We start from the raw sequence: 21012 nt of genomic DNA, 5'->3' as shown, positions 1-21012 counted from the left end.
GGGTGCTGGGGTGGTGGTGCTTAGGCAATGCCGGCTGCGGCGAACTTTTTCGCGACTCCCGCTTCGTCGGAGAAAGCAACCTCGCGCACGACCTTCAGCGTGGTGAGGTCGAACTGGTACGCCACGAACATCGGCCAGCTGATCGTGACCTTCTCGCCCGCCTCTGCCTCGGCGCTTGCGCTGGCCTCGAGCGTGACGGCAAGGACGTCATCGACCCTGTGCGCGGTCGCGAGATCCACCGAGAAGCCACTGTCTCCGGACCACAACTCCTGTACGTAGTCCTTGAGGGCGGCCTTGTCTCTCTCCTTGCCGTTCTCGAGGTAGACGAGGGCGTCGTCGTAGTAGTCCATCAACGCGTCGATGTCCTGGGCCTCCATGGCCGCGGCCAACTCGCCCAGACGGTCATGGAGGGCGTCGTGCTGCTGCGTCGTGCTCATGATGCTCCTTCGATGTTGATCCACGTGGTCTTCAGTGAGGTGTACTTCTCCAGCCCGTGCACGCTCCGGTCGGCGCCGTGGCCTGACAGCTTCTGGCCACCGAAGGGCACCGAGCTGTCGCCCTCCTCGTAGCAGTTGACCCAGACCATGCCGGCCTCGATCCGTCGCGAGAGCCGGTGCGCCCGACTGAGGTCCGCGGTCCAGATGGCGGAGCCGAGGCCGTAGTCGGAGTTGTTGGCGATCGCGATCGCCTCCTCCTCCGTGGAAAAGGTCAGCACCGACAAGACCGGGCCGAAGATTTCGTGCTGGGCGAGTCGGCTGTCCGGGTCAACGTCGATGAAGACTGCGGGCGAGACGTACAGCCCGTCGTCGCGCTTCTCGTCAGACCCCATTACCAGGGCGGTGCCGGCGGCGATGCCCTTGCGGATCTCGTCCACGACGTCATCGCGGTGGCCGGCGTACGCCAGTGGGCCCATGGTGGTGGCCGGATCGAGCGGATCACCGATCACGTGCGCCTCGAGGTGCTTGACGACCCGGGCGACGAAGTCGTCACGGATGTCCTCGTGGACCACCAGCCGCGAGCCGGCGGTGCACATCTGGCCGCTGTTGAAGGAGACGGCCCAGGCGGCCACCTCCGCGGCCTGGTCGAGGTCGGGCGCGTCCGGGAAGACGATGTTGGGCGACTTGCCGCCGAGCTCCAGGGAGACCGGCTTGGCGTTGGACTCCCCCGCGTAGGTCAGCAGCTTCTTGCCGACCTCGGTGGAGCCGGTGAACGTGAGCGTCGCGACATCAGGGTGCCGTGCCAGCGCCGCGCCGACGACGGAACCGCTGCCGGTCACGATCTGGAGCGCACCTGGCGGCAGCCCGGCCTGAGCGGAGAGCTCGGCCGCACGCAGCAGCGACAGCGGCGTCTGGGTGGCGGGCTTGACCACGACGCTGTTTCCTGTGGCGAGCGCCGCCGGGATCTTGAACATGGCCAGCGTCATCGGGAAGTTCCATGGCGTGATCGCGCCGACGACGCCTAGGGGCTCACGGGTCACGAGGGCCAGGGCACCGTTGCGGCCGCGTGGAGACTCGTCGTACAGCTTGTCGACGAGTTCTCCGTACCAGCGGATCGTGTTGATCGCCGTCCGCAGCTCGACGTTCCACCCGACGTTGACTGGCTTGCCCATCTCCAGGGCGAGCAGCAGGGCCAGCTCGTCGCGATGCGCGTCCAGAAGCTCCGCCCAGCGCAGGAGTACCTCGCCGCGCTCACGCGGCTCGAGGCTTGACCACACGCCCTGCTCGAACGTGCGCCGGGCGCCGCGCACCGCACGGTCGACGTCCTCGACATCGGCACTGGCCACGTTGGCTACCACCGTGCCGTCGCGAGGGCTGACCAGCGGCAGCGTGCGGCCGCCCGCCTGGTCCCAAGCGCCGTCCACCCACATGGCTTCCGGCACCGTGGTCCGCGAGCGCAGCTCGAGCCAGTCGTCGAGGGTGGTCAGCTTGCTCACGCGAGGGGTGGTCACGCCATGGCCTTTCTGTCCGGTCTGTCCAGGGCGAGCTCGTCGGCGGTCCGCCGGGACGCGGCTCCCACGAGCCAGTTGAAGATCGGCTCGGGTTGGGTGGCGGTCCACTCGGGGTGCCACTGCACGCCTACGACGGGGCTGTAAGCGAGCTCGATGCATTCCACGACGCCATCGGGCGTACGCCCGACGACCCGGAGGCCCTCGCCGGGACGGTCGACCGCCTGGTGGTGCCAGGAGTTGGTCATGCGCTGGCCGCTGTAGACCGCGTGCGGCACGGAGCCCTCGGCGAACTCGACGACGTGGCCGGGGTCCCCGTCGCTGGGCGCGGCGTAGGGAGCGGAGTGCACGATCGGGCCCTCGTCGAGGTGCTCGGTCAGAGTGCCTCCGAGCACGACGTTGAGCAGTTGGTGGCCGCGGCATACGCCGAGCAGCGGCGTGCCGGCACCCACGGCAGCAACGATCAGCGCGGCCTCGTAGGCGTCGCGCTCGGCGTCGTGGGCGTCGTGGTCCCAGCGGGGATCGACGGCCGGGTCGACCGCGGCGCGCCCACCCCAGCGGGCGGGGTGCACGTCCTGACCGCCGGTGATGACGATGCCGTCCAGCCGTGTCACGACGCCGGTCGCTTCGGCGACGAATGGGACGTACACCGGGATGCCTCCGGCCGCGGCCACGGCCTCGGCGAAGGCCGAGAAGTAGCTGCCGATCCGCTGCTCGCGGAACCGCTCCGAGGTGTTCGCGACCATGCCCAGCGCCAGTTGGCGGCCGGTGATACCGATCAGTGGCTTCACGCCCGGCCCCCGATGCGGGCCACGACGCGGATCTCGTCGCCGGAGGCGAGCGCCTTGAAGCCCTCGTTGATCGTTGCCAGGTCGAACTCGGCCGTGACCAGCTCGTCGAGGCGCAGCACACCCATCCGGTTGAACTCGGCGTACATGGGGATGTCGACCTTGAAGTGGTTGGAACCCATGAAACAGCCCTGGAGGCGCTTCTCCTCCAGGAACAGCTCCGCGCCGCGGATGTCGATCTGATGCCCGTCCGGGATCATTCCCATTACGGTGGCCGTCCCGCCGGCGCGCAGCATCGCGAAGGCCTGACCGACCGTGCGGCCCGAACCCACGGCCTCGAACGCATGGTGGACGCCGCCCTCCGAGAGCTCCCTGACGGTGGCAACGGCCTCACTGTCGCGCGCGTCGACGACGTCGGTAGCACCGAACTCGAGGGCCCGCCGCAGCTTCGCGGGTACGACGTCAACGCCGATCACCTGCGAAGCGCCGGCGAGCCGCGCAGCTTGGAGGGCGGCGAAGCCGACGCCGCCGAGACCGATCACGGCCACGGTCTGCCCGGGGCGGACGCGCGCGCTGTGCAGCACCGCGCCCATGCCGGTCGTCACGGCGCAGCCGAGCACGCTGGCGGTCGCGGGCAACACGTCGTGCGGCACCACGACCAGTCCGTTCTGGTGCACGAGTGCCATCTCGGCGAACCCGCCGATGCCGGCGGTCGGGCGCACGGCCTCGCCACCAGCGTTGGTCAGCCGCGGTCGCGAGCGCTGCTGCTGGAGTCGGCCACGGTTGATGCAGAGGGTCTGGCGACCCTCGAGGCAGTAGGCGCACGTCCCGCAGAACATCGACAGGCAGGTGACGACGGGGTCGCCCGGGGCAAAACCCTGGACCGCGCTGCCGACCTCGACCACATCGCCGACGAGCTCGTGCCCCAGCACGATCGGGGGCGGCGTCGTGTCGAAGGTGCCGTCGATCTCGTGCAGGTCGGAGTGGCACAGCCCGGCGTACTCCACGCGGACGAGAACCTCTTCCGGGGCAGGGTCGTCGATGATCAGCTCCTCGACCTCCAGCTCGCCGGGCGAACGGTTGAGGACGGCGGCCGCGATGCGCCTGCTCATACGAGCTCGAAGTAGCGCGCGAACTCCCAGCCGGTGAGCCCGACATCGGGGTCGCCGCCGCCCATCGTGTGGAAGGCGAGCCATTCCCAGCGGCGGGTACCGAGCCAGTACGTCACGAACTCCTCGCCGAGCACATCGGAGAGGACCTTGTCGGCCTGAAGCGCCGCAGCGGCCTGGGTGATGGTGGTCGGGATGTTCTCGACGCCGCCGGGAAGCCCCCAAGCCATCCCGGCGAACGGGTCGGGCGGCGCGGTCTGGTTGACCACGCCGTGGATTCCCGCACCCGCGACAGCCGCGGCGACGAGGTAGACGTTCGCGTCCGAGCCGGGCAGGCGGTACTCGATCCGGGAGTACGCCGGGTGTCCGGTGATCGCCCGGACCGCGGTCGTCTTGTTGTGGTGGCCCCACGTGATGGTGGTGGGCGGGCCCTCGAGCTGCACCAGGCGGCGATAGGAGGTGATGAACGGCAGCGCCAGGGAGGAGGTGCCGGCCATCGCGGCCATGACGCCACCCAGGAAGTGCTCCATGACCTCGGAGCAGCCGTCAGGGCTGTAGAAGGCGTTGCGCTCCCCGCCGGTGAGCGAGAGGTTGATGTGCGACGCCTGCCCCCACTGATCCGACCACTTCGCCATGAAGGTCACCGTGCGACCGAGCTCGTAGGCGACCTCGCGCATCACCTGGCGCGTCCGCGCCCATCGGTCCGCCACGTCGACGACGTCGCCGACTGCGACGTTGACCTCGACCTGGCCGGCCGCGGCCTCGTCGTTCCACGCCTCCCACTCGATGCCGATCGAACGCAGCCGCTGCTCGACCGCCTCGAGGTACTCCCACCAGTCGGCGGACTTGCCCAGGACGTACGCCGATCCGGCCGTGCCGCCCAGCGGGGTGAGTCCTTGGTAGCCCTTCGCCCGTGCGTCCTGGACCGACTCCTCGAAGAGGGTGGCCTCGATCTCGACGGCCGCCTTGATGCCGTACCCGAGCTCGTCGGCCCGTGCCGCAATCTTGCGCAGCTGGTTGCGCGGGCAGACGCCGACGGGATCGCCATCCTTGGTCCAGAAATCACCGATGACCGCGGCGACACCCGGCCGCCACACGCAGAGCGTGCCGAGGTCGGGACGGAGGAAGATGTCCTCCAGCTCACCGCGCCAGGACGGGAACGCGACACCGAGGACCGGGAAGTTGCCCAGGTCGTTGCCGAAGACGACGTCCGCGAAGGCGACGCCGTTCTCGAGGCTGCCGAGGAACTTGTCCGGCGACACGGTCTTGCCGAGAAAGGCCCCGTCCAGGTTCGTGGCCTGGACATGGACCGACGTGATCCCGTTGTCCACCAGCCATTGCTGCACCTCGGACGTCCGCATCGTCTTCATCTCAAGCACCGAACCGAACCTTCCAGTGCGCACCGCACATCACGGACATATGTGCCGCGGACCCGACGGTGGAGACCACCCCGAACGCGATGGCGTACAGGAAGTGCTCGATCTGGCCGCTGAGAACGGCTGCGAGCGCCGGGCCGTAGCCGTGGATCTCGTAGGAGTCCTCACCCTCGCCGTACACCTCCTGCGTCTCCTCTTCGAGACACACGACGACCAGCCGGGTCGGGAAGCCGGGAGTGCCGTGGTTGACCTCCCAGAACTGCATCGCCGCGTCGCGCCAGGAAGGCAGCGGCGGCGACAACAGCCGCGCAGCCGCGAGTGCGACCGGGTCGGCGGTCTCGCCGAGGGTGTACTCAGGCTCGAAGATGAGCTCCGCCTGCTCCGCACCTTCGGCGAGCCCGTGGCTCACCACGACGCTGGACCCGTCGAACGTCAGCGACGCCGACTGGGCGTCGGTGACCGATCGCAGTGCGACGGCACCGTTGGTCTGCGTGACCAGCTCGCGCAGCTCAGGGACCTGGGCACTCGCCCGGAGGGTCCGGGCCAACGAGAGCACGAGCGGCGTGGGGTCGGCTTCCGTGGCGACCATTGCTACTGGGCTGTTCATGACTCACCTGCTCTATTGCTGATCGAATGACTTGATCGGATGATCAAGTATGACCTGGGTCACCGCGCCCGTCAATGGCCGAGTTGGCCCGGGACTCAGCGCTCAGGACGCCGCGGGGCACCGGCAGCCACGGCCGCGCGATGGCGAGGCGCTTGTGTCCGCTGAAGCGGTCGCAGAACCGGCGAACCGACGGGAGCACGCCGGAGATTGCCCAAGTGCCGTAGACCCTGCCCAATGGAGCACCGCGCGGGACCATGGAGCGCGCCCTTGATGCGGAGCGATGCAGTGACTTCGCTCAAGATCGCAGTGGCAAGGAGTAACGCACGCTGGGCTCAAGCGTGGTCGGTGCGCCATGTCGGGCCCGCCGGAGAGTGTCGAGCTCACCGTTTGACGTTGGCTGTTCCGCTCGACTGCAGTGCATCGGCCAACCGGCAGGCGTCCGCCGGCGGGAGGGCACCCAGCACGAGGGCCAGGTCCTCCAGGGCGGCGGCCAGGCCGCGATAGTCGAGCTCCTGCGCGGTGGCTGCAGCGGCGCGCAAGCCCGATGCGGCAGCCTCGATAGCGTCCGTTGGTGCGGCCTGCGCGTTGGTCGTCATCGTCCTCACCTGAACGTGAGGGAGCCGTCGTCGAGGTCGCTCAGGAGCGCCTTGGTCTCCTCGTGCACCTGCGGGTTGAGCCACGGCGCATAGTCCCCCTGCTTCGGCATGTCATCCATGTGCCGCACCAGGTAGCCCGACGTCACGCCGGTCATCCAGGGACGCCGTTCCATTGCGACCTCCTCAGGGGTGAGCACCGGCCGGACCTCCCGGACACCGAGCTCGTCCATGCGGCTGAGCACCGCGCTCCAGAACTCGTTGACGAGCTCGATCCGAAGGGTCCAGGACGAGTTGAGGTAGCCGAAGGCGGTCACCAGGTTCGGGACGTCGCTGATCGCCACACCCTTGTAGGTGAAGCACTCGCCGACGTCGACGTGCTCGCCGTCGACGTACAGGTCGATCTTGCCGAAGGTGACGAGCTTGAGGCCGGTCGCCGTCACGACCACATCGACGTTGACCTCTTCGCCCGACGTCATCCGCAGACCTTGGGGCGTGAAGGTCTCGATGTGGCCGGTGACCACATCGGCGCGGCCCTTGGCGATGGCATGGAACAGGTCACCGTTCGGCACCAAGCAGAGACGCTGGTCCCAGGGCTGGTACGACGGGGTGAAGTGCTTCTCACGGACCTCGCGGCCGACGATGTCCTCGATCGCCTCGAAGAGAGGCTTCTTGAACTCCTCCGGCCAGGTGCGGGCCGTCTGGTAGCGCTCCTGCTGCAGCTCGAGGTTGCGCAGCCGGATGCGCTCGAACGCCTCCCGATCGCCGACCTCCTTGCGCAGCCGCTGAGCCTCCTCGTCGACGTCGGAGTCGATCGCGACGTACGTCGGTGACCGCTGGACCATGATGACCTTGTCGGCGGCCTCGGCGAGCGCGGGGACCAGGGTGATCGCCGTCGCGCCCGAGCCGATGACAGCGACGCGCTGGCCCGCGCAGTCGACGCCCTCTGGCCACTCCTGCGGGTGGATCACCGTGCCCTCGAACTGCCCGAGCCCCGGGAACTCCGGCATGTTGCCGCCGTCGTAGTCGTAGTAGCCGGCGGCTAGGTAGAGGAATGAGCACGTCCAGGGCTCGACACCCGACGGCGCGTCCACCTCGAGCGTCCAGCAGTGGGACTCGCCGGACCAGTCGGCCCTGCGTACCTTCCGGCCCAGCTGGACGTGCGAGGCGAGGTCGTGCTCGTCGACTGCCTCGTGAAGGTAGTCCAGGATCGAGGCGCCGGACGCGATGGCCTTCTCGTGCGTCCAGGGCTTGAAGGCGTACCCCAGCGTGTACATGTCGCTGTCGGAGCGAATGCCGGGGTAGCGGAACAGCTTCCAGGTCCCACCCAGCTCTGCGCGCTGCTCGAGCATCACGAACGACCTGCCGGGGTGGTCGGCCTTGAGCTGGACCGCGGCAGCGATTCCGGAGAGGCCGGCTCCGACGATGACGACGTCCTGGTGACCGGGGCTTGGCTCCATGCCGGCTCTTCCCTTCCCGCTGCTCGGGGCGCCCGCTTGCCGACGCCCATGAACACGATTACAGTCAACTGACTTGATCGTTTGATCACTATGGCGCGAGCGGACCTCGTTCGTCAATGACAGGAGAGGCAGCAATGTTGAGCACGATGCAGGACGAGCCACTCTCGCTCGGCCGACTCTTGCGCTACGCCGGAGAGGCGCACACCGCTTCGACCGTGACCACCTGGACTGGCGGGACGACGCGGAGCCGCTCCTATCCTGAGCTCGCCGCGCGGGCCGCTCAGCTCGCCGGTGCACTGACGAAGCTGGGCGTCGGCGCCTTCGACCGGGTCGCGACCTTCATGTGGAACAACAACGAGCACCTCGAGGTCTACAGTGCGGTCCCGGCCATGGGAGCCGTGCTGCACGCGCTCAACATCCGCCTCTTCCCTGAGCAGCTGGTGTTCATCGCCAACCATGCCGAGGACCGCGTCGTCGTCGTGGACGGTTCGCTTGTGGAGACGTTCGCGAAGGTGCTGCCGAAGATGCGTACCGTGCGGCACGTCGTGGTGGTCAACGGCGACGTGCACGCTCTCGACGCTCCCCCTTCCGTCGCTGTCCACGCCTACGAGGACCTGATCGCGGGCGAGCCGACGACCTTCGACTACCCCGTGCTCGACGAGCGTTCCGCAGCAGCCATGTGCTACACCTCCGGCACCACCGGCGACCCGAAAGGCGTGGTCTACTCCCATCGGTCGCTCTACCTGCACGCGATGCACGTAACAACGCCGAGCGCGATGAGCCTGTCCGCGCGCGACCGGTGCCTCGCCGTGGTGCCCATGTTCCACGTCAATGCCTGGAGTCTTCCGTACGCGGCCTTCGTATCCGGCGCCTCGCTCCTCATGCCCGACCAGTTCCTGCAGCCCGGACCGTTGCTGGCGTTCATGGCCGCCGCACGCCCTACCTGTGCTGCAGCCGTCCCTACGGTGTGGACCGGAGTGTTGGCGCGACTCGAGCAGCATCCCCAGGACCTCAGTCACCTGCGCGAGGTCGTCGTGGGTGGCTCCGCTGTGCCACCCGTGCTGATGAAGGCTTTCGAGGATCAGCACGGGGTGAGGGTCCTGCACGGCTGGGGCATGACGGAGACCTCGTCGCTCGGCGCGGTCGCGCACCCGCCGGCCTGGGCCTCGGAGGACGAGGCCTGGCCCTACCGCGTGAGCCAAGGGCTCTTCCCGCCGCTGGTCGAGCACCGGCTCGTCGACGACGGCAACGTGCTGCCGCAGGACGGCGAAGCGCTCGGCGAGCTCGAGGTCCGCGGACCATGGATCACGGGCTCCTACTACTCGCCGACCGGCGAGCTCGAGGGCAGCGACGCGTTCGACGACGGCTGGCTGCGCACCGGGGACGTCGGCCGGATCAGCCCCGACGGCTACCTCACCCTGGCGGACCGCGCCAAGGACGTCATCAAGTCCGGCGGGGAGTGGATCTCCTCGGTCGACCTCGAGAACGGCGTGATGTCGCACCCGGACGTGGCCGAGGCCGCCGTCTTCGGCGTACCCGACGAGAAGTGGGACGAGCGTCCCTGCGTGGCCGTCGTGCTCCGCGGAGGCGCGACCGCCGATGTCGAGGCGCTACGCGACCACCTCGCCGGCTCCTGCGCGAAGTGGCAGCTGCCCGAGCGGTGGACGTTCGTCGCCGAGGTGCCGAAGACGAGCGTCGGGAAGTTCGACAAGAAGACGCTGCGCCAGCAGTACGCCGCCGGCGACCTCGAGGTCGTGCTGGCCGACTGAGGCACGCAGCGCCCCCTAGGACGACATCGCCGGTGGCCGACAGGACGTCGGCCACCGGCGATGAGCGGTCCAGCAGGCGCTACCTGCGACCGATGCGCTGGTAGATATCGGGCCTGGCGCGCTTCATGGCCAGCGCGTAGAGGACGCCGGCTGCGATGGCTACCGCGAGCACGACGTACGTGATCGTCACCGCCCCGCTGCCAGGGATCAGCAGCTGGATGTTCGTCGTGGCCAGCCACAGCATCACCACGAGACCCACGAGGGCGAGGACGGGAGCGATGGCCCGGTGCCAGACCGTGGTGTCCGACGGACGTTTCCGCCACATGAACGCCAGAACGGCGAGCGTGGTCAGGACGAAGAGGATCTGTAGCGCGTAGCCGAAGATGCCCCACAGCTGCGCGTACAGGATCGACGGGTCAGCATTCAGGAGCACGCTGACGAGGTAGCCCGCGACGATGATGATGCTGCCGAAGACCGACGCCTGATGGGGCGATCCATGCCGGGCGTGCACGGCGCCGAGTCGACGGGGGAGGATCCGGTCGACGCCGAGGTTGAACAGATAGCGCGACAACACGCCGTGGACGGCGATGAGCGAGGCGAACCCGCTCGTGATCACCAGCACCGACACGAGATGCACACCAACGCCGCCGAGGAAGGTCCGGAAGGTGGCGGTGACGCTGCCGGTCGGGTCGGTGGCCGATGCGGCGACGGCGTTCGCGGGCCCGTATGCCTGGATGATCACCCACGTGAACACGGCATACCCAATACCGATCACCGCGATGAAGCCGTACGCCGCTCGGGGAATGGTACGCGCGGGGTCGCGCACCTCGTCACGGAAGACCGCGGTCACCTCGAAGCCGGTGAAGCTGAGCGCGGCGAACAAAAGACCGATACCAATGCTCCCCGACGTGATGTTGTGAGCAGTGAAGGAGGATGCCGACAGGCCCGTCGCCCCGCCGCGCACGAGGACGACCGCCCCGTAGATCAGGATCAGCGCCGACTCGAAGCACATGAACAACGTCAGGAAGCGTGCTGACAGCTCGATGTTGAAGTATCCGAAGATGCCCACGATGACCTGGCACACAGCCGCCCAGACCCACCACGCGACGTGCGGCCCACCGAGCGTGTCCGTCACGAAGCTGCCGATGAGGACGCCAGCGAGCGCGTAGCCGCCGAGCAGCAGCAGGTAGTAGCTGGTGACGGCAAGGAAAGCCGCACCCAAACCGGCCTCGCGACCCAGGCCGAGCGCGATGTAGGAGTAGAAGCCGCCCGGATTGTCGATGTGCCTCGACATCTTGAGGAAGCCGCTGGCGAACAGGGCGATGATCGCGCCCGACAGGAGGTAGCTGACGGGGGCGCCCAGCCCGTTGCCGTACCCGATGGTCAACGGCAGGAACGCGACAACCGCCACCAGGGGGGCGTTGTAGGCGAGAATGCCGAAGAGGAGCTGAAAGGTGTTGAGATCGCCGCGCAGCGTGTGGTTCTCCGACTCCGGTGACGTCACGCCGGCAGTGTCTCGGGTGCTGTCGATGGTGGTCATGCGTCTTCCTTCTGGCTTTATCGGCGACGGCCGAAGGGCTCAGCGCGACCGTCGTTGTGATTCGCAGCACGCTACGCACTTCCAGTCATTTGATCAAGTAGCCCGATCAAGTCATGTGTACGCTTCCCTTGGCGAGAGGGATCCCAGACTCGATCCAGTGCGCTCTCGGCGACTGTTTGGTCCTCGCCCGCGCGGAGCACCACCCGATGACGTCAGCGGTGCAGTCCCAACCTGGGCCCGGCAGTTTGGGCGATCCCGCCTGAGAGGTGACGTCAGTGGCTGCGCTTGGAACTGGGAGCGTGGACGCAACCGTGGTCCTGGTTCTGCTCAAGCCGCCGGTCGGCCGAGGATGGCAGAGCACTGCAGTTACTGGTTCGTACTGTGATTGGCGCCATACGCACCAGGTGCTGCCACTCCTTGGCGGCATGGCGTCCGGGAGTGCCAATGGGCAGTGTGACAACAAGCAGCGTGCGCCGGCCTACTCGGCATTTCCCCACTTGATCATTTGATCAAATCGCGACTAGGTTCGGGCTGGGGGCCATGGTGCTGAGCCTGCCTCGGGCCACGTGGCTCAGTTCGAGGAGGAGGCGCACTCCAGAATGACGGCAGATTCAGGCCTCAAGGCCGGAGCAGCATTCGTCGAAGGTCAGGTCGTGCCGATGTCGCAGGCACGGATCCCCATCACCGACACAGGTTTCACACGATCTGACCTCACGTATGACGTGGTGAGCGTGTGGGACGGCGCGTTCTTCCGCCTGGAGGAGCACCTCGCACGCTTCGAGAGGAACTGCCAACGACTTCGCCTGCAGCTGCCCCACGATCGCGCCGCGGTGCGGAACATCCTGATCGAACTGATCGAGGCATCTGAGCTGCGTGAGGCGTACGTCGAGATGATCTGCACCCGAGGTCCGAGCGTGAACGGATCGCGAGACCCCCGCACATTCGCCAACTGTTTCTACGCCTTCGCCATCCCCTACGTCTGGATCCTCAAGCCCGAGGATGCAGACGTCGGCATGGCCGCCGTGATCGCGAGGACGGCACGCCGCATCCCACCGGGCTCGGTTGACCCGACGGTGAAGAACTTTCACTGGGGCGATCTCACCAAAGGCTTGTTCGAGGCCTACGACCGCGGCGCCGACCAAGCCCTGCTCCTGGACTACGCGGGCAACCTCACCGAAGGGCCGGGGTACAACGTGTTCGCCGTGGTCGAGCGCCGGCTGCTCACACCGTCCACTGGTGTGCTGGAAGGAATCACCCGCCGCACGATCTTGGAGCTCGCCGCGGCCGAGGAGCTCGAGACTCGCGAAACTCAGGTCTCTGAGCAGGATGTACGGCGAGCCACTGAACTCTTCGCCACCTCCACGGCGGGTGGCGTCATGCCGATCACCCGGCTGGACGGTCAGCCCGTTGGGGACGGCACAGTCGGCACCGTCACTCGTCGCCTTCGGGATCTCTACTGGGCGGCGCACGTCTCAGGACCCTTCGTGACGCGCGTCCTGCCAGAGTTGCGTGCCGATACGGGCGCCTCGCCATGGGCGACGTCGAACGTGTCGAAGGCGTGAAGGGGCGGCCGGACTCCCCTATCCACGGCGTCGATCGCGATGGGCCTTTGAGTCGACTGCAATTACTGACCAAGTCAAATGATCATGTACCGTTCGGACGTGTACAGCCTTTGCGTGCCGCCCCTAGGTGCGCAACGACAGGCTTCGGACTCGTCTGGAGGGAGAAGCGTGAGTCACACTGATCCTCGATACATGGAGTCCCAGGGCGATGTGCCTTCCGTTGCGTTGCGTCCGCAAGGATCGACAACGAGGATCCGCAGCACCAAGAACACTTGGTTCATCACCTCGCCGTTTGCCCGAGAGGCATGGGTTGCGCCAGATCCTCGGGACGCACGACCCCTTAGGGCCTTCCACGCCAAAAGGCTGGGCACGGTGCTCACTGCTTGCGGACAGAACGCGTCGAGCTGGACGAAGTACTGGGATGAGTTCCGCGAAGGCCCTTCTATCGCGGCGTGTCCGACATGCCGTGACGTCGTCGCCAGTTCTTAACCACGCGCGACCTTTGGCCCGATCTCACGGCGCATCAGCTGCCTTGTCCATGCATGTTCTGGGAGTCACACCCTCGTAAACTCTCGCTCCGGGGACACCCCGATCCAGACGCTGGCGCGCCGGCTGCCGCGGTGCCGGACCACAGGTGCTACGCCCCATATCGGCCCACGACATGGTGGGAGCCAGCCCAAGCATGGGCTCAAGCCCGTTAGAGGACAGCGGGATCGTCGACGTGCCGGTGAAACCAGGACAGCAGCGGCAGCGTCCCTAGTGTGATGACTCCGAGGACCAAGAACGCCGCGGTCGGCTGATTGACGAGTACACCCGCTACCGTCGCGATCAGGAATCCGCCGAGCGTGCCTGACATCCAGATGAGACCGGCGGCGGTGCTCTCGGCTTCTCCGGCGCGCTTCTCAGTCAACGACAAGACGATCGGCAGTGCGGGCAGCAGGACAAGACCAATGGCGCTCAGGGCGACGTAGGCGGTGACGACACCGGGCGCAACGGCGAGCAGCACGCAGGCCACAGCGGTCACCACGACCCCGATCGCGATGACGGACACCTCTCGACCACGCCGGTCAGCCCAGACAGGAAGCACCGCGCAGCCGACCACACCGGCGACCACGTTGAGGAGGAGAACAACACCGGCCGTCGAGACGCTGACGCCTGCGGGTTCAAGCAGGGGTTGGGCATAGGTGGCCAGGGCAATGAACGTTCCGAACGGAATGAACACCACAGCGCACAGCCGGCGGAGGTACCGGTCGCGCCAGGCGACGCGGACCGCGGCGAAACCACCCGAACGTGCGGCGACGCTGTCGAGACCCGCCGGTGGACGGCGCAGCACGGCAAAGGTCGCGACGAGCGCAGCCGCCACGGCGATCAGCGCGCTCACGAGCACGACGGTTTGGACGCGGTCGACGCCAGGGAGCAGCGCCCCCAGCAGGAACCCGACGGCCAAGCCGGCGAACGTGGCCGCGGAGGCTGTCGCAATCCCGTTCGCGCGGTCTTGCGAGGCGAGGTACCCGACGCTGAGCCCGGTGATCGCGTTGAGGATGAACGGCTCCCCCACAGCCGCGACGCTTTGTCCGATGAGTGCCCAGGTGAAGTCATCAGAGACCAGGCGCAGCAAACCGCCTAGTCCGGTCAGGACCGCGCCGAGGATCAGCCCGCCGCGGAAGTAGCGGTCAAGCACGACCCCGGCGGGGATGGCGAGGAGGACGTAGAAGAGCGGAAAGACTTGCGCCAGCCAGCCGATGGTGGTGCTGGACACGCCGAAGTGCTTGGCGGCATCATCAGTGATCGGAGCATAGGTAACCCACAGCAGCTGGGTAGCGGCGGCGATCAGCCCGTACGCGGCCACAACTCCCCATCGGCTCTCCGCCGCCCCTGTCGCAGGATCGCCGAGACCCGATGCCGACTGCGCGGCAGGGACGTCGCCGGGGCGGTAGGTCGGCGACTCGACTCGACTTGTCTCAGGTGCTGGGTGCTCACTCATGACGCACTCCCGACATACGCAGGGGCAGCGCGACGAGCGCGGCGACGGCTGCCGTTGACCAGGTCGCCGAACCGGTCGACAGCCCAGATGGTGCGCAGCCCGACGCGACCCATCATCATGAACGGCGGGAACTTCGGCTTCGCTAGCCAGATGCACTCGAGGTCCTCGTGCATCGTGCCGTCAGCGATGTAGTCGGCGATCAGCGACCCGACGTACGGCGCCTGCGCGAGCCCGTGACCGTTGCAACAGATCGAGTAGTACACGCTGTCCCCGAGGGCGCCTGCAAGCGAGATCCACGACGAGGTGATCGCGATCCAGCCGCCCCAGGCCCGGGCGACCTTGACGTCGGCCAGCGAGGGAAACCGCGTGTGGAACGCGTCCGCAAGCTCCTGGACGAGCCCGGGGTCGGGCTTCTTGTCCTTGGGCAGCGGGTAGCTCGTGCCCCGCTCGAGGCGTCGTACCCCGAAGATCATCGTGCCGCGCTCGGTGAGCCGGTAGTTCTCCATGATCTGGTGCTGGGTCACGACGCCCGACCGGCTGGTCCAGCCGAGCGCGGCGATCCGCGCCGGGTCGATGGGCTCGGTCTCAACCTCGATGATCCAGGCGGGCACCGACAGGCGCTTGGGGGTGATCTGCCACTCGCCGGAGTACGCGTTCGTCGAGAGCACGACCTTGTTGGCGTGCACCTGGCCGCACGAGGACGTGATCACGACCCCACCACCGTCCCGGCGTACGTCGGTAACCTTGGTCTGCTCGTAGACCTTGACGGAAGTCGCCAGCAGGGCCTTGCGGATACCCCGGCTGAGCTTGCCCGGGTTGAGCATGCCGCCCACGCCCTCGCGCATGCCCCCGATGAACGCGCGCGGGATGCCGAGGTCCTCGGCGGTGCCGACCTGGCCGCGCCCGCCAGCCGCCTTGAGTACCTTGGCGCAGGACTTGACTCGCATCATCTGGATCGGCGAGATCGCGCCGAAGACCATGCCATTGCGCTCGTAGTCGCAGTCGATGGCGTTTTCATCGATGAGAGCCTCCGCGAACTCCGCCGCGTGGTCGGCCAGTTTGACCATGCCCTTCATCTGTTTGGGGTAGAACAACTTGAGCATCCGCAGGTCGCCGCCGGGGGCTCCCGCGATCTGTCCCCCATTGCGCGAGCTGGAGCCGTAGCCACAGAACTCAGCCTCGAGCAGGACAACGTCCTGCCCACGCTCGGCGAGCCGCTTCGCCGTCGCCATCCCGCCTACACCGCCGCCGATGACGGCGACGTCGCAGGTGATGCTCTCGGTGAGGGCGGGCTGCAGATCGGTCGGCCGATCGATCCAGCCGCTGAAGCTGGTGAGCTCCACGTTGTCCAGATTCATGATCAACCTTTCATCCTCGGACGCGGGTCCTGTCGGCTGGGTGCGTTCATGCGGCGGTGCTCGCCGTCCGGGCCGGCATCGCGCCTGCGGCCTCGTTGTGCTCGTCCATCGCCTTGTAGGCGTAGTAATAGGTCATGGCCTGGGCACCCCAGACGGTGAGTGCGAGGGTGTAGAAGATCGTGCGGTTCGCGTCGTCGAAGGAGAACGGGGAGAAGTCGTAGGTGACCGCGACGTAGCAGCCCGCAGCCGTCACGATGGCGGTCGCGACAGCGATCTTGGTGGCGCCTGCCTGCCACAGCCTCGTCGCGAAGTACGCCAGGAATGCTGTTGTGAGGAGGTTGATCACGACGTAGAAGGTGGCGAGGGCGAGGTGAGGGAAGTCGTGAACCAGGTGATCGCTGTGCATGCGCCCGAAGACGAGTGCACCGGCGACAGCGAGGGTCAAGGTACCTACCTTCACCCACACCGGCGGCTTGTAACCGTGTGTGACCGACAGCAGGCCGATGACGAGGATGAGCGTGATGCCGAAGGACCGGGAGAACGCGTCGAGCGCGTAGGCAAGGTCGTACAGGGGGCTGGACTTGTCGCCACCGAGCAACGACCAGAACAGGAAGTTCGTCGATGACACGGCCACGACGAGCCACTCGAGCGTCAACAGGAGGTTGCGGTAGTTGCGCCACAGCTTGATCCCGTAGGTCCAGGTCGTCGCCATCAGCCACAGATCGGATAACAGGAACAAGATGTCCTTCATCGCCCGGCCCCACTTCTGTTCATTCGACTGAGTCAGTTGACCGAGAGTGCACTTCGTCACACGCCCTGTCAATGGACAGGCAGGCCGCGCCATCAAGTGGGTGCACGGTGCACCGGGGGCCGTCCGAAGGTGGTGCGCGCTGTCGTTGAGATCGCCGCGACTGACCGGCGATCCGGTCATCGACTTCGCGGGCTGGTCCACGCTGGTCGACCCGATGGTCGAGCAGATGGACGTCAGCGACGGACCCGTGCGCGTTCCATGGCTGCGATCGTCTGGCGATCATGCCGCCCAGGGAACGCCCGACGAGGTGGCCCTGGGCGATGCCCAAGTGGTCCAGGACGCCGACGCAGTCCTCGGCCCATGTCGGCCCAGAGCCTCCCTGGTCCAGGATGCGAGCTGCAAGAACTGGTCGCCAGACTCAGTCGGCTTTGTCTCGGACATGAGCCGACCTCCGATCCTGCGAGACCACCGTCGGCCGCCGTCGCCCGAACTCCAGGTGCTGGTCTTGGACCGGAGGACACCAAGGCGCTGCGGGGCCTGGTGCTCTCCCCCGGGGCCAAGCCCCGCACCGACGCGGTCCGCGGCCACCTCCGCAACACCCAGCACATCGCCGGGGCGTCCAACCCCATCGACGACGCTGAGGAGGCCGCCATCGCCGCGCGTGAATGCGGCCGCTGCGCAGACGACCGGGCCGCAGGCCTGGCCCGTCAGATCCAGGCGATCCAGCACTCCGGCGACCGCACGGCGCAGCTACGCACCATCACCACGCCCACCCTCGTAATCCACGGCGACCGGGACCGCGTGGTGGCCCCCACCGGCGGAGGCGCGACGGCCGAGGCGATCCCCTCGGCGCAGTACGCACGTCGTGATCCCCGGGACGGGTCACCACATCCCGGAAGCCCTGGTCGGCCCGATTACGCGCTAAATCGCGGGGCACGCCGACAGGGTGAACGCAGGGAACTACCGGGGCCAGACTCCTGATCCCGCTGCGAGTCCGCGAATGCCTCTGTGGGAAGTCTCGCCGACTGAGCCTGATCAGGCACACTGCCGGTCATGGAGGAACTGTGGGCGGCGCCCTCGGCTGAGGCCGCCGACCTGATCCGGTCGGTGTCCCAACAACTGCTGACCGAGACCGATGGTCTGGCGGAGGCGCTCATCGGGCCAGCCCTCACGGCGCAGAAGAGCGATGTCCTGCTGGCGGATGGCTCACTGGCAAACGAGGACCGCAATATCGGCCGCTCCGATCTCGTCCAGTGGCTGACCGCGAACGTTCATCGCCCTGGGCGTCGAGTGGACCTCTACTTCAGCCCTCGAACGCTCGCCTACGTCCGCGATCTCGCTTCGCGCCACATCTCGCCAGACTTCCCTGCGGCGTGGCGGGTCGCGCTCGCCCTCGCCTGGCGACGCTGGCTCCAAGTGTGCCTGGAACAGTGCACGGACCCGGAGGTTCTCCTCGATGCCCTCGACGTGACGGCGCAGTCGATGGTGCAGTACGGCGTCGACTGGATGGCGGCCGCACGCGAGGCCAGCCCTGCCGACGCAATCGCCGACGCGGATGCCGACGCGATCGCAATGATCCAAATGATCGCGAGCGGCTCGCCCATTCCCCACGAGGTCGCGGAATCGCGTCTGAACTACCGTTTGGCGAGGTGGCACACGGCGATCATCCTGTGGACCGTCGATCCGAGCCAGGTCGACGCCCTGGAGGCGGCCTTGGCGGTCGTGCGCGCAACGCCACCCGGCCGGACCGCACTCGTGGCACGGGCCAGCACGACCTCCCGCTGGATGTGGCTGTCGGGATCCACCGGGGCGGACCTGAAGCCCGTCGAGAAGGTCCTGTCCAAGGCGGAGGGCGTCTATTCGGCTGCCGGGCGACCGGGACAAGGACTGGACGGCTTTCGGTCCAGCCACGAGGACGCACTCGCCGCGCAGGCGATGATCCTCCGACTGGGCTCTGGCCGGCGATTCACGGCGTACGCCGACGTGGAGCTCATCGACACGCTGACGAGGGATCGGGCATCGGTGCAGCGGTTCGTCGTGAATACGCTCGGGCCGCTGGCTCACGCCGATGACGCGTTGCGCGAGACGCTCCTCACCTACTTGCAGTGCGGCTTCAACACCACGCGTGCTGCGGCCAGCCTGTACGCCCACCGCAACACCGTCGAACGCCGGGTCTCGCGGGCCAACGAGCTGTCAGCGGTGAAGGTGGAGGACAACCCGACCTACGTGGCCGCTGCTCTTCTGGTGCTAGACATCGCTCCTGATCTGGTGGCGGGCGGGTCCTGAGGTCGCTGGCGGCACCGGCTCCCTGATCGGTCATCGCGTTCTGCGACATCTGGCCCTTGCGAGCACCGGCAATGATCCCGATGCCGACGAACAGCAACAGGATCGGGATGATGTTCCGAACCCCGCACTCGACGATCCCAGTGGAGTTGAACTTCGGGTCGAGCACGATGAGTTGCAAAATGGCGCGCAGCATGTCAACTACCTCCCCTTCGGCCCGAGCGGGAAGCAGCCAGCGCCGCCTAGCCCGAGCACGGATGAACTGTTACGAACGACGATGCGCTTCATGGCGCCCAACGGAGCCGGCATGAATCTGCGTTGCAGAAACACGCGGCTCCGTGCCACCGGACATACCCAGTCGCTCGTCATGTCTCTAGATGAGCATCGCCCGAGTAGACGCTGGCACCCCGAGGACCCGATCTGTGGATAACTCACGACGGGATGCGGCAGCAATATCGCGGGGATCCGATCAGACCCCGCACGCCCTGCGACGCACTGAGCGGACCGACGCAACTGCGATTGGACAAGGCAAGACACGCACTCACACCGCGGATGCGGATGGAGCTCCAGTCCCTTTCACCTGCAAAGACGAGGTGGAGCAGGCGATCGGGAAGCCGCTGGGCGCGGTGCGCCCCGCTGTACTGCCAGCGCAGAAGGCCGCCCGCCCACAGGTGAGGGACGGGCGGCGCCGGCGCTGAGCTGACGTTCCGAGACAGGCGCTAGCGTCCTTCCCCAAACAACAGATCAGGCGATGAATTCCGCCAACTCGTTGAGCAGGAAGGCCTTCGGCTTGGCGCCGACAATCGACTTCACGACCTCGCCGTTTTGGTAAACGTTGAGCGTCGGAATGCCGGTGACCTGGGCGTTGGACAGGGTGACCGGGTTCTCGTCGACGTTCATCTTGCGGAACGAGAGCTTGTCGCCGTGCTGGGCGTTGATCTCCTCAAGGACCGGTGACACCTGGCGGCAGGGGCCGCACCACTCGGCCCAGAAGTCCACGAGCACCGGCTTGTCCGACTTGAGGACCTCGGCCTCGAAGTGCTCATCGGTAACGGCTTCGATGTTGCCCACGATCATTCCTTTCTCGGTGCCCGGGGACTGGTCTCCTGGGCGGCTGACGTCTGAAGGTCGATGCTCATTGAGCCCTCGAGCGCCGACGGTTCATTCCCGAGGCGGTCAGGGCCGCGGCCCGCGGTCAAACAGCAGCGTCGACTGCACTCGTCTCTGCCGAGCCGGCGAACGACGACACGGCGAAGTCGAGGTCGGCGAGGTACTTCTCGGCGTCCAGCGCGGCGGCGCAGCCGGTGCCGGCGGCGGTGACCGCCTGCCGGTAGCGGTGGTCGACGAGGTCGCCGGCCGCGAATACGCCGCTGACGTTGGTGTGGGTGGTCGGGGCGTCGACCAGGACGTAACCCTCCTCGTCGAGCCGGACCTGGCCGTGCAGCAGCTCCGAGCGCGGGTCGTGGCCGATGGCGATGAACAGGCCGGTCGCGTCGAGGTGCCGGGTCTCACCCGTCACCGTGTCGCGCAGCGTCACGCCGGTCACCTTGTCGTCGCCGTGGATCTCGGTCACCTCGGCGTTCCAGGCGAAGTCGATCTTGGGGTCGGCGAAGGCGCGCTCCTGCATGATCTTGGAGGCGCGCAGCTCCTCGCGTCGGTGGATCAGCGTCACCTTGGAGCCGAAGCGGGACAGGAAGGTGGCCTCCTCGATCGCGGAGTCGCCACCGCCGACCACGGCGATGTGCTGCTCGCGGAAGAAGAAGCCGTCGCAGGTCGCACACCAGCTGACGCCGTGGCCGGAGAGGCGGTCCTCGTCGGGCAGGCCCAGCTTGCGGTACCCCGAGCCCATGGCGAGGATCACCGCGCGGGCCGAGAAGGTGCCGTCGG

Annotated in this window: 17 protein-coding genes; 3 read left to right on the top strand and 14 right to left on the bottom strand. The window is 67.3% G+C overall.

Annotation, left to right across the window (positions count from 1 at the left end; all coding sequences use genetic code 11):
- Positions 1-20 precede the first annotated feature (20 nt).
- The 8 genes from H976_RS0120370 to H976_RS0120335 all read right to left on the bottom strand — a co-directional run bounded on the left by H976_RS0120370 (position 21) and on the right by H976_RS0120335 (position 7878).
- Positions 21-437, bottom strand: a complete 417-nt coding sequence (locus H976_RS0120370; RefSeq protein ID WP_027863039.1) for a nuclear transport factor 2 family protein — start codon at positions 435-437, stop codon at positions 21-23.
- On the bottom strand, positions 434-1948 hold the full coding sequence (locus H976_RS0120365; protein ID WP_081683079.1) for an aldehyde dehydrogenase family protein: 1515 nt from the start codon (positions 1946-1948) through the stop codon (positions 434-436). Before H976_RS0120365 ends, H976_RS0120370 begins: the two co-directional genes overlap by 4 nt.
- Positions 1945-2736: a gamma-glutamyl-gamma-aminobutyrate hydrolase family protein gene (locus tag H976_RS27605; protein WP_081683078.1), complete on the bottom strand. Its 792-nt coding sequence runs from the start codon at positions 2734-2736 to the stop codon at positions 1945-1947. Before H976_RS27605 ends, H976_RS0120365 begins: the two co-directional genes overlap by 4 nt.
- The gene (locus tag H976_RS0120355; protein ID WP_027863037.1) at positions 2733-3845 is read right to left on the bottom strand and encodes a Zn-dependent alcohol dehydrogenase; all 1113 of its coding nucleotides are present in this window, start codon (positions 3843-3845) and stop codon (positions 2733-2735) included. The genes H976_RS27605 and H976_RS0120355 overlap by 4 nt, the downstream gene beginning before the upstream one ends.
- Positions 3842-5212 carry a glutamine synthetase family protein gene (locus H976_RS0120350; RefSeq protein ID WP_081683077.1) on the bottom strand — a complete coding sequence of 457 codons (1371 nt, stop codon included), beginning with the start codon at positions 5210-5212 and terminating at the stop codon, positions 3842-3844. Before H976_RS0120350 ends, H976_RS0120355 begins: the two co-directional genes overlap by 4 nt.
- Position 5213: 1 nt before the next feature.
- A complete protein-coding gene (locus H976_RS0120345) occupies positions 5214-5825 on the bottom strand; it encodes a hypothetical protein (RefSeq protein ID WP_155918570.1) in 612 nt (203 codons plus the stop codon).
- 380 nt (positions 5826-6205) lie between these two features.
- The gene (locus tag H976_RS0120340; RefSeq protein WP_155918567.1) at positions 6206-6421 is read right to left on the bottom strand and encodes a hypothetical protein; all 216 of its coding nucleotides are present in this window, start codon (positions 6419-6421) and stop codon (positions 6206-6208) included.
- Between the two features lie 5 nt (positions 6422-6426).
- Positions 6427-7878, bottom strand: coding sequence for an NAD(P)/FAD-dependent oxidoreductase (locus H976_RS0120335; protein ID WP_027863033.1), 1452 nt, complete (start codon positions 7876-7878; stop codon positions 6427-6429).
- A 134-nt stretch (positions 7879-8012) separates the two neighbouring features.
- Between H976_RS0120335 and H976_RS0120330 the strand changes: the two genes are divergently transcribed.
- A complete protein-coding gene (locus H976_RS0120330; RefSeq protein WP_027863032.1) occupies positions 8013-9647 on the top strand; it encodes a long-chain fatty acid--CoA ligase in 1635 nt (544 codons plus the stop codon).
- A gap of 79 nt (positions 9648-9726) precedes the next feature.
- Here the strand turns inward: H976_RS0120330 and H976_RS0120325 are convergent, their stop codons facing one another.
- Positions 9727-11187: an APC family permease gene (locus H976_RS0120325; RefSeq protein ID WP_027863031.1), complete on the bottom strand. Its 1461-nt coding sequence runs from the start codon at positions 11185-11187 to the stop codon at positions 9727-9729.
- A 566-nt stretch (positions 11188-11753) separates the two neighbouring features.
- Here H976_RS0120325 and H976_RS27600 point away from each other — a divergent pair.
- Positions 11754-12749: an aminotransferase class IV gene (locus H976_RS27600; RefSeq protein ID WP_196804161.1), complete on the top strand. Its 996-nt coding sequence runs from the start codon at positions 11754-11756 to the stop codon at positions 12747-12749.
- Between the two features lie 697 nt (positions 12750-13446).
- Here the strand turns inward: H976_RS27600 and H976_RS27595 are convergent.
- From H976_RS27595 to H976_RS0120305, 3 genes are all read right to left on the bottom strand, one after another.
- Complete coding sequence (locus tag H976_RS27595; RefSeq protein WP_051277173.1) at positions 13447-14598, bottom strand: MFS transporter; 1152 nt, start codon at positions 14596-14598, stop codon at positions 13447-13449.
- Positions 14599-14729: 131 nt separating this feature from the next.
- Positions 14730-16091, bottom strand: a complete 1362-nt coding sequence (locus tag H976_RS0120310) for an FAD-binding oxidoreductase (protein WP_036227610.1) — start codon at positions 16089-16091, stop codon at positions 14730-14732.
- A gap of 46 nt (positions 16092-16137) precedes the next feature.
- Positions 16138-16842 carry a hypothetical protein gene (locus tag H976_RS0120305; protein ID WP_027863029.1) on the bottom strand — a complete coding sequence of 235 codons (705 nt, stop codon included), beginning with the start codon at positions 16840-16842 and terminating at the stop codon, positions 16138-16140.
- A gap of 1053 nt (positions 16843-17895) precedes the next feature.
- Here H976_RS0120305 and H976_RS0120300 point away from each other — a divergent pair.
- Entirely contained in the window at positions 17896-19128 is a 1233-nt protein-coding gene (locus H976_RS0120300; RefSeq protein WP_027863028.1) for a CdaR family transcriptional regulator, read from the top strand.
- 741 nt (positions 19129-19869) lie between these two features.
- On the opposite strand, the gene trxA is transcribed toward H976_RS0120300, so the two are convergent.
- Together trxA and H976_RS27590 are read right to left on the bottom strand one after the other, a co-directional pair.
- Positions 19870-20199 (bottom strand): thioredoxin, encoded by a 330-nt coding sequence (gene trxA, locus H976_RS0120295; protein WP_027863027.1) that lies wholly within the window; start codon positions 20197-20199, stop codon positions 19870-19872.
- Between the two features lie 121 nt (positions 20200-20320).
- Positions 20321-21012 (bottom strand): NAD(P)/FAD-dependent oxidoreductase (locus tag H976_RS27590; RefSeq protein WP_036227609.1); only part of this gene is annotated, 692 nt, incomplete at its 5' end.

The sequence above is a fragment of the Marmoricola sp. URHB0036 genome (assembly GCF_000426045.1).
Lineage (GTDB): Bacteria > Actinomycetota > Actinomycetes > Propionibacteriales > Nocardioidaceae > Marmoricola.
Note: the sequence above shows the minus strand (reverse complement) of the source record. Positions and strands in the feature narration are given on the sequence as shown.